Genomic DNA, 8,141 nt, shown 5'->3' on the forward strand with positions numbered 1-8,141 from the left:
CCGGCGCGTCAAGGGCGCCACCCTTCGTACGGGCGCCGACGACGCCGCCCAGCAAGCCGCCAGGCAGGCCCCCCGGCCCGCCGACGCGGACGCCGTCCGCTCGGCCCTCGAAGAGTTCGAGGCAGCCGTCGAGCAGGCCAACCGGGACAGCGACACCCTCTCAGGCCTGCGCTTCACGGACGCGGACCACCCGCACGACCGGAACAATCTCCCGAAAGGAGCGGAGCAGTGAGTACGTCGACAGGTGAAACTCCCAGGGGAGGCACCACGCCGGCCGAACTGCAGGCAGCGGCGGCCGATTTCAACTGGCTGCTCAACCGTTTCGCGACGGAGACCGCAGGTGTCGTCGACGCCATCGCGGTGTCCTCCGACGGACTGCTGATCGCCGTGGCCGAACTGCGTGAGCACGCCCACTCCGAACGCCTCGGGGCCATCGTCTCCGGCATCACCAGCCTGGCCGCCGGCGCCTCCGGCAACTACGGTCTCGGCGGCCTGAACAAGGTCATCATCGATCTGGAGGGCGGCCACGTCCTCGTCTCCGCGATCGGCAGCGGCGCCGTCCTCGGCGTCGTCACCGACAAGGAGGCCAAGCTCGGCAACATCGCCTACGAGATGACGCTGTTCGCCAACCGTGCCGGTTCCGCGCTCAACCCCCAGCTGGTGCTCCAGCTGAAGAACAGCGTCGGCGCCGCTTCGGCTCGGTGACCGGTCCCCGACCGGTCGAGAGAGGAACAGCCACTCATGCCCGACGGCCGCACTCCGAGCGGTGCCGGCGCGGACGGGGCCACACCCCCGGATCGCGATCCGGTGCGCACACCCTCCGCCGTACGGCCGTTCCTGGTGACCGCCGGCCGGGTGGCGGGCGCGGGCGCGGCCGACTCCGGACGGCCGATCCCCGTCGAGACCCAGGTGGTGGCCACGGCCGCCGGGCTCGACGTGCTCGACCGGCTCTCCTTCGAGCAGCACGACATTGTCGCCGCCTGCCGGCAGCCGCAGTCCCTCGCGGAGATCGCGGCCCGGCTGCGGCTGCACCTCAACGTGGTGCGTGTCCTCGCCGAGGACCTGCGCGCCGCCGGGCAGTTGACGGTGCACGTGCCCAACTCCGACATCACCCATGACGCAACCGTCCTGCGCAGGGTCATCGATGGCCTCCGCGCCATCCCCAACTCCCGGGGAGTACTCCGTGACACCGACTGAACCGGTCGCCCGCGGTGCGGCTGCGCAGACCGTCGTACGACCGCCGCTGCCGGTGAAGATGGTCGTCGCGGGCGGCTTCGGCGTGGGCAAGACCACCACCGTGGGCGCGATCTCCGAGATCGAGCCGCTGACCACCGAGGCCGCGATCACCGAGGTCGCGGCGGGCGTGGACGACCTGTCCCACACCCCGCGCAAGACCACGACCACGGTGGCGATGGACTTCGGCTGCATCACCATCGACCCCACCCTGAAGCTGTACTTGTTCGGTACGCCCGGGCAGGACCGGTTCGGCTTCATGTGGGACGACATCGTGGAGGGCGCGGTCGGCGGTCTCGTCATCGTCGACACCCGCCGGCTCGACGACTGCTACGCCGCGGTCGACTACTTCGAGCACAAGCAGATCCCGTTCGCGGTCGCCCTGAACGCCTTCGACGGTAAGATCGAGCACTCCCTCGACGAGGTCCGCTGGGCGCTCGACGTCAACGAACGGGTCCCGGTCATCGCCTTCGACGCACGCGAGCGCGGCTCGGTGCGGGACGCGCTGCTGGTCGTACTGGAGTTGGCGCTGGCGCGCTCGGAGAACTGACGGCAACAGAAGGGAGTTGGGGAGGGCCTGAGCCCTCCCCAACTCCCTTGTTCACGAGGCTCAGTTGCTCCTACGAACCCCCGGCGACACCGCGAGCCGCGCGATGCCCCAGAAGAGCCCCAGCGTCACCAGGGCCATGCCGGCGACCAGGGTGGCTCCGCCGACGACCTTCTCGTAGTTCCGCTGGTAGAGGCCGTCGATGATGTAGCGGCCGAGGCCGCCGAGGCTGACGTAGGCCGCGATGGTGGCGGTGGAGACGATCTGGATGGCGGCCGAGCGCAGGCCGCTGAGGATCAGCGGGAGCGCGACCGGCAGTTCCACCTGGAAGAGGATGTTCGTCTCGTTCATGCCCATACCGCGGGCGGCGTCGACCGGGGACGGGTCGACGGAACGCATCGCCTCGTACGTGGTGACCAGGATCGGCGGTACGGCGAGGACGACCAGCGGGATCATCACCGGGACCAGGCCGAAGCCGATCAGCACGAACATCAGCACCAGCAGGCCGAAGCTGGGCAGTGCGCGGGCGGCGGTGGCGATGAGCGAGAGGGTGTTGCCGCCGCGTCCGGTGTGGCCCGTCACCAGGCCGACGGGGAGGCCGATGGCGGCGGCGATGGCGAGCGCGATCAACGAGTACTGGACGTGCTCGCGCAGCCGGGTGGGGATGCCGTCGTAGCCGTGCCAGTGGGTGCTGTCGCTGAAGAACAGGTTGATGTAGTGGAGTACGTTCACCGGGCTGCGTCCTCCAGTACGGGTTCGGCCGCTGCGGGCCGGGCCTTGCGGGTGCCGCGCGGCATCCAGGGCGTGAGGAGCAGGCGTACGGCGACCAGGACGGCGTCCACGACGATGGCGAGGACGGCCGTGGTGATCACGGAGAGCCAGATCAGGCGCGGCTGGTGGTAGATCTGGCCGTCGTTGAGCAGGTTGCCCAGCGCGCCCTGGTTGCCGATCAGCATGCCGACGCTGACGAGGGAGATGCTGGACACGGTCGCCACCCGCAGGCCGGCGATGATCGCGGGCACGGCGATCGGCAACTGCACCTGGAGATACCGGCGTACGGGCCCGAGGCCCATCGCGGTGGCCGCGTCCATGGTCTCCTGCGGTACCGAGCGGACGCCGTCCACGATCGCCGGGACGAACACCACGAGGCTGTAGACGCCGAGCGGGATCATCACGGTGGTCTCGGTCTGCCCGGTGTAGTCGATGAGGACGACGAAGAAGGCCAGCGAGGGGATCGCGTACAGCACTGTCGTCACCCACAGCACCGGCGGGTACAACCAGCGCAGCCGCACGCAGAGTTGGGCGATGGGCAGCGCGACCAGCAGGCCGACGAGGACCGGGATCACGGCCTCGCGCAGATGCAGCCCGATCAGGCCGAAGTAGGTGTTCTGGAGGTCGCTGGGGATGCGGAACCAGTCGTTCATCCGGCGACCTTCGTGCCCGGCCGCAGCGCCGCGTGCGCGCTCCGGATCGCCTCGCCCACGGCCTGCTGCGATACGACGCCCACGACCCGGCCGGTGTCGTCCACGCCGACCGCCCAGCCGGTGGGCGACAGCACGGAGCCGTCGAGCGCGGCCCGCAGGGAGTCCTTGCCGGCCGCGAACGGGCGGCCGTACGCGAGGAGTTGAGCGATGTCGACGGCTCCGGCGGTGAGCGCGCCGGGCTCGCTCCAGCCGAGCGGCCTGCCGTCCAGGTCGGTGACGAGGAGGTACGGCACGCCGGGTGTGGTGCGTTCGGCGATCTGCTCGGCGGTGGAGTCGACGGCGACGATGGGAGACGTCTTGAGGTCGAGGCCCGCGGAGGAGAAGAAGGACAGGCGGCGAATGCCGCGGTCGGCGCCGAGGAAGTCCTCGACGAAGGCGTCCGCCGGGTCGGACAACAGCTCGGCGGGCGGGGCGAACTGGGCCAGCTTGCCGCCGGTACGCAGCACCGCGACCATCGTGCCGAGCTTGATGGCCTCGTCGATGTCATGGGTGACGAAGACGATCGTCTTGCCCAACTCGTCCTGGAGGCGCAGGAGTTCGTCCTGGAGGCCCTTGCGGACCACGGGGTCGACGGCGGAGAACGGCTCGTCCATGAGCAGCACCGGCGGGTCCGCGGCGAGGGCGCGGGCGACGCCGACGCGCTGCTGCTGGCCGCCGGAGAGCTGGTAGGGGTACCGCTTGGCGAGGGAGGCGTCGAGGCCCACCCGCTCCATGAGTTCGGTGGCCCGCGCCCTGGCCTTCTCCTTGCCCCAGCCGAGCATGCGGGGCACGGTGGCGATGTTGTCGACGATCGTGCGGTGCTGGAAGAGTCCGGCGTTCTGGATGACGTAGCCCATGGACCGGCGCAGGGTGTTGACCGGCTGCTTGGTGATGTCGGCGCCGTCCAGGAGGATCTGGCCCTCGCTGAGGTCGATCATCCGGTTGATCATGCGCAGGGTCGTCGTCTTGCCACAGCCCGAAGGGCCGACGAGGACGGTGATCGAGCGGTCCGGTATGTCCAAGGACAACCGGTCGACCGCCACCGTGCCGTCCGGGTACCGCTTGGTGACTGAATCTATCCGTATCAAAGCGCCGAATACCCTTCGGATTTGGCAGAAACTGCCCGTTCCTGGCCGCTGTCTCAGGCCGTTGAGGGGAGAGTCTAGACGGCTTGTGTTGCGGGAACTTGGCGGGCACCTGAGGGGTTTTGGGTGCCGCTTCCTGGGGGTTCGACGCGGATCTGCTGTGCCCTTCCTGTGAGTCCGCTGATTCTCATCAGCCGCTCAGTGAAGGCTCAGTGACCGCACAGACAGCAGCCGGATCGTCACCGTCATGAACGAACAGAACGCGGGAGGCGCCCGGCAGCGGTCGGTCGAGATCGTGGTGCCGGTCTACAACGAGGCGCACGTCCTCGCCGGCAGTGTCGGCCGTCTCCACGCATACCTCGAATCGTCCTTCCCGTTCCCGTTCACGATCACCGTGGCGGACAACGCGAGCACCGACGCCACCTGGCAGGCGGCGCTCGACCTCACCCAGCGGCTGCCGCACGTGCACGCCGTACACCTCGACGCCAAGGGCCGGGGCCGTGCGCTGAAGCACGTGTGGAGCCGCTCCGAGGCGGACGTGGTCGCGTACATGGACGTCGACCTGTCCACCGGCCTCGAAGGGTTCCTGCCCCTGGTCGCCCCGCTCCTGTCCGGCCACAGCGACGTGGCGATCGGCAGCCGGCTGCACCGGCAGTCGGCGGTCCAGCGCGGCGCCAAGCGCGAGTTCATCTCCCGCTCCTACAACCTCCTCCTCAAGGCAGGTCTCGCGGCCCGCTTCTCGGACGCGCAGTGCGGCTTCAAGGCCGTCCGCACCGAGGTGTTCCGGGCGCTCGCCCCGCACATCGAGGACACCGCGTGGTTCTTCGACACCGAACTCCTCGTCCTCGCCCAGCGCAACAAGCTCCGCATTCACGAAGTCCCGGTCGACTGGATCGACGACCCCGACAGCCGCGTCGACATCGTCCGTACCGCCCTCGACGACCTCAAGGGCATGCGCCGCATGTTCAAGCAGACGATCACCGGCCGCGCCCGCATCGCCGCCGTACCCCACCGCACCCGCACCACCACCCCTGTCCTGCCCGTCGGGGCGCCCGCCTCTTCCGCGGAACACCTGGAGTACGCGTCATGACGACCCTCGCCCCGCCCCCCAGCCAGGAAGACGCCCGGCGCTCGCACCGGGCGGGACCGCCCGCCGACGGCGGCGTCGCTGCCCGTGCCAGAAGGCTCTTCACGGGCCCGGAGGACGACCCGCGCTGGGCCCGCCCGGCCCTCTGGGCGATCCTGCTGCTGGCCACGGCGCTCTACGCCTGGAACCTGACCTCGATCACCGGCAACACCTTCTACGACGCGGCCGTCTACAGCGGCACCAAGAGCTGGAAGGCGTTCTTCTTCGGCGCGCTCGACTCCGGCAGCTTCATCACGGTCGACAAACCACCGTTCGCGCTGTGGGTGATGGGCCTCTCCGCCCGCGTATTCGGTTACGGCACCTGGCAGTTGATGCTCCCAATGGTCGCGGCCGGCACCGGCTCGGTGGCCCTGCTGTACCGGAGCGTCAAGCGCGATTTCGGCGCGGTCGCGGGCACCATCTCGGCGCTCGTCCTCACCCTCACCCCGATCACGGTCGCCATCACCCGCGACACCAACCCGGACCCGATCCTCGTCCTGCTGATGATGCTCGGCGCGGTGGCCCTCCTGAAGGCCGTCCGCAACGGGAAGTTGATGCCGCTGGTGTGGTCGGCGGTCGCGATCGGCTTCGCGTTCAACACCAAGATGATGCAGGCGTACGTCGTCCTGCCCGCGTTCTTCCTCGTCTACCTCTGGGCCACGAACGTCTCCCTCGGCAAGCGCATCCGCAACCTCGCCGTCGCCACCGTCGCGCTGATCGTCTCCAGCGCCTGGTGGATGGTGATCGTCGACCTGATCCCCGCCTCCTCCCGCCCCTACATCGGCGGCTCGACCGACAACACGGTGTGGGACCTGGTCATCGGCTACAACGGCTTCGGCCGCATCTTCGGCGCCAGCTCCTCGGTCGGTTCGCAGGGCAACGGGGCCAGCTTCGGCGGCAGTTCGGGCCTGTACCGGATGTTCAACGAGATCATGGGCGGCCAGATCTCCTGGCTGATCCCCTTCGCCGCGATCGCGCTCGTCGCCGGTCTGGTGCTGCGCGGACGCGCTCCCCGCACCGACGCCAAGCGCGCGGCGCTGATGCTCTGGGGCGGCTGGTTCGTCTTCCACTTCCTGACCTTCTCGCTGGCCGAGGGCACCTTCCACCCGTACTACGTCACCGCCATGGCGCCCGGTATCGCGGCCCTGGCCGGTGCGGGCGGGGTGCTGCTGTACCGCGCCTTCCGTGAGGGCTCGGCGGCGAAGTGGGCCTGGGTGCTGCCGGTCGGCATCGCGGCCAGCACCGTCTGGGCGGTCGTCCTGCTCCAGCGGGTGTCCGGCTCCGGCACGGTGTACACGGTCGCGGAGATCGTGGTCGCCGCGGCGGGCATCGCCTCCGTACTCGGCCTGCTGGTCGGCCGGTTCACTCACCGCCACCGGCTGATGGGCTTCGCGGCCCTCGCCGCGGTCGTCGCCCTCCTCGCAGGACCCGCGGCCTACTCGGTCTCGGCGGCGACCTCCTCGACCAACGGCACCAACCCGACGGCCGGTCCCAGCACCGGTGGCGGTATGGGTGGCGGTGGCGGCATGGGCGGCGCGCCGAGCGGCACCAAGTCCGGTACGAAGCCCAGCGGTTCGGGCTCAAGTTCCGGCAAGATGGGCACGCCGCCGTCAGGTGGTACGGCTCCCTCGGGCACCAAGTCCGGGTCCACGTCCGAGTCCGGTACGCAGCAGGCCGGTGGCGGTATGGGCGGCGGCTCCCAGGTCTCGTCCGAGATGATCACCTACCTCAAGAAGCACCAGGACGGCGCGACTTGGCTGCTGGCGGTGTCCACCGACCAGACAGCGTCCTCGATCATCCTGGAGTCGGGTCAGCCCGTGATCTCCATGGGCGGCTGGTCCGGCAGCGACAACGCGATGACCCTCGCCAAGCTCAAGTCCCTGGTGAAGTCCGGCAAGTTGCACTACATCATCGTCAGCAGCGACGGCGGCCAGGGCACGAACTCCGCGATCGCGACCTGGGTCAAGGCACACGGCACGGCCGTCAAGTCCTCGGCGTACAGCTCCAGTTCGTCGACTTCCTCGACAAGCACGAGCACGAGCAGCGGCCTGTACCGCCTGGACGCCTCCGACGTCAGCTGATCCACTCCCTCGATCCACATTTCCCGACAGGAAGGGCCGCCGGTAACCCCGGCGGCCCTTCCGCTTGTCCACGTCCGCGCGATAAAGGGCGTGGCGGCAGGCCCGTACGGCCTCACATCCGGGATCTCAGCACGTCGACCTCGCAGCCCGGCGCGAACGGGTCGAAGCCGTGTTCGCTCAGCCAGCGAACCGCCAGCAGGCTGCGCAACGACCACCACGCGCGGATCACGTCGAGGTCGACGTCGGTGCCGTAGCCGGCGAGGACGTCACCGAGGTGCTCCTCGTGTCCGAGCGTGAAGGTGGCGAGGTCGTACAGGGCGTCACCCGGGCCCGCCTCGGACCAGTCGATGATGCCGGTGACCTCGTCGCCGTCGACGAAGACGTGCGCGATCTGCAGGTCGCCGTGCGTGAACGCCTCGGTCCACGGCCGGAGCGCGGCCCCGGCGACCTGGCGGTTGCGGGCGACCAGGTCGGCGGGCAGGACACCGTTCGCCACGAGCGACTCGCATTCGGCATCGAGTTCCGCAGTCAACTCGTCGAGGGCCTTTCCCCGGCCGGGCCAGGGCGGCAGGGGCGCGTCGTGCAGCTTCCGGATGGCGGCGCCCG

General features: G+C 69.6%; 10 protein-coding genes. 6 read left to right on the forward strand and 4 right to left on the reverse strand.

Features of this window, described 5'->3' with window-relative positions:
- The 4 genes from R6V09_RS40215 to R6V09_RS40230 all read left to right on the forward strand — a co-directional run.
- A partial coding sequence (locus tag R6V09_RS40215) for a hypothetical protein (protein WP_317886439.1) occupies nucleotides 1-232 on the forward strand: 232 nt, incomplete at its 5' end.
- Nucleotides 229-705, forward strand: a complete 477-nt coding sequence (locus R6V09_RS40220) for a roadblock/LC7 domain-containing protein (RefSeq protein ID WP_019071413.1) — start codon at nucleotides 229-231, stop codon at nucleotides 703-705. The genes R6V09_RS40215 and R6V09_RS40220, both read left to right, overlap by 4 nt.
- A gap of 36 nt (nucleotides 706-741) precedes the next feature.
- On the forward strand, nucleotides 742-1,197 hold the full coding sequence (locus R6V09_RS40225; RefSeq protein ID WP_317886440.1) for a DUF742 domain-containing protein: 456 nt from the start codon (nucleotides 742-744) through the stop codon (nucleotides 1,195-1,197).
- Nucleotides 1,184-1,783, forward strand: coding sequence for a GTP-binding protein (locus R6V09_RS40230; RefSeq protein ID WP_317886441.1), 600 nt, complete (start codon nucleotides 1,184-1,186; stop codon nucleotides 1,781-1,783). The genes R6V09_RS40225 and R6V09_RS40230 overlap by 14 nt, the downstream gene beginning before the upstream one ends.
- Nucleotides 1,784-1,843: 60 nt before the next feature.
- On the opposite strand, the gene R6V09_RS40235 is transcribed toward R6V09_RS40230, so the two are convergent.
- From R6V09_RS40235 to R6V09_RS40245, 3 genes are read right to left on the reverse strand one after another with little or no spacing between them, the layout of a single operon-like run.
- Nucleotides 1,844-2,512, reverse strand: coding sequence for an ABC transporter permease (locus R6V09_RS40235; RefSeq protein ID WP_317886442.1), 669 nt, complete (start codon nucleotides 2,510-2,512; stop codon nucleotides 1,844-1,846).
- Nucleotides 2,509-3,204, reverse strand: a complete 696-nt coding sequence (locus R6V09_RS40240; protein ID WP_317886443.1) for an ABC transporter permease — start codon at nucleotides 3,202-3,204, stop codon at nucleotides 2,509-2,511. Before R6V09_RS40240 ends, R6V09_RS40235 begins: the two co-directional genes overlap by 4 nt.
- Nucleotides 3,201-4,331 (reverse strand): ABC transporter ATP-binding protein, encoded by a 1,131-nt coding sequence (locus R6V09_RS40245; protein WP_317886444.1) that lies wholly within the window; start codon nucleotides 4,329-4,331, stop codon nucleotides 3,201-3,203. Before R6V09_RS40245 ends, R6V09_RS40240 begins: the two co-directional genes overlap by 4 nt.
- A gap of 244 nt (nucleotides 4,332-4,575) precedes the next feature.
- Here R6V09_RS40245 and R6V09_RS40250 point away from each other — a divergent pair, with 244 nt between their 5' ends.
- Nucleotides 4,576-5,418: a dolichyl-phosphate beta-glucosyltransferase gene (locus R6V09_RS40250; protein WP_317886445.1), complete on the forward strand. Its 843-nt coding sequence runs from the start codon at nucleotides 4,576-4,578 to the stop codon at nucleotides 5,416-5,418.
- Entirely contained in the window at nucleotides 5,415-7,535 is a 2,121-nt protein-coding gene (locus R6V09_RS40255; protein WP_317886446.1) for an ArnT family glycosyltransferase, read from the forward strand. The genes R6V09_RS40250 and R6V09_RS40255 overlap by 4 nt, the downstream gene beginning before the upstream one ends.
- A 112-nt stretch (nucleotides 7,536-7,647) precedes the next feature.
- Here R6V09_RS40255 and R6V09_RS40260 read toward each other — a convergent pair.
- The coding region (locus tag R6V09_RS40260) for a phosphotransferase family protein (RefSeq protein ID WP_317886447.1) at nucleotides 7,648-8,141 on the reverse strand (494 nt) is incomplete at its 5' end.

Origin of the sequence: Streptomyces sp. W16, from assembly GCF_033194735.1 — a bacterium.
Lineage (GTDB): Bacteria > Actinomycetota > Actinomycetes > Streptomycetales > Streptomycetaceae > Streptomyces.

What these genes read in the sequence shown, in the direction of transcription:
- R6V09_RS40250 (WP_317886445.1), top strand. Translation starts at nt 4,576, where the DNA reads ATGAACGAACAGAACGCGGGAGGCGCCCGGCAGCGGTCGGTCGAGATC.
- R6V09_RS40225 (WP_317886440.1), top strand. Translation starts at nt 742, where the DNA reads ATGCCCGACGGCCGCACTCCGAGCGGTGCCGGCGCGGACGGGGCCACA.
- R6V09_RS40240 (WP_317886443.1), bottom strand. Translation starts at nt 3,204, where the DNA reads ATGAACGACTGGTTCCGCATCCCCAGCGACCTCCAGAACACCTACTTC.
- R6V09_RS40255 (WP_317886446.1), top strand. Translation starts at nt 5,415, where the DNA reads ATGACGACCCTCGCCCCGCCCCCCAGCCAGGAAGACGCCCGGCGCTCG.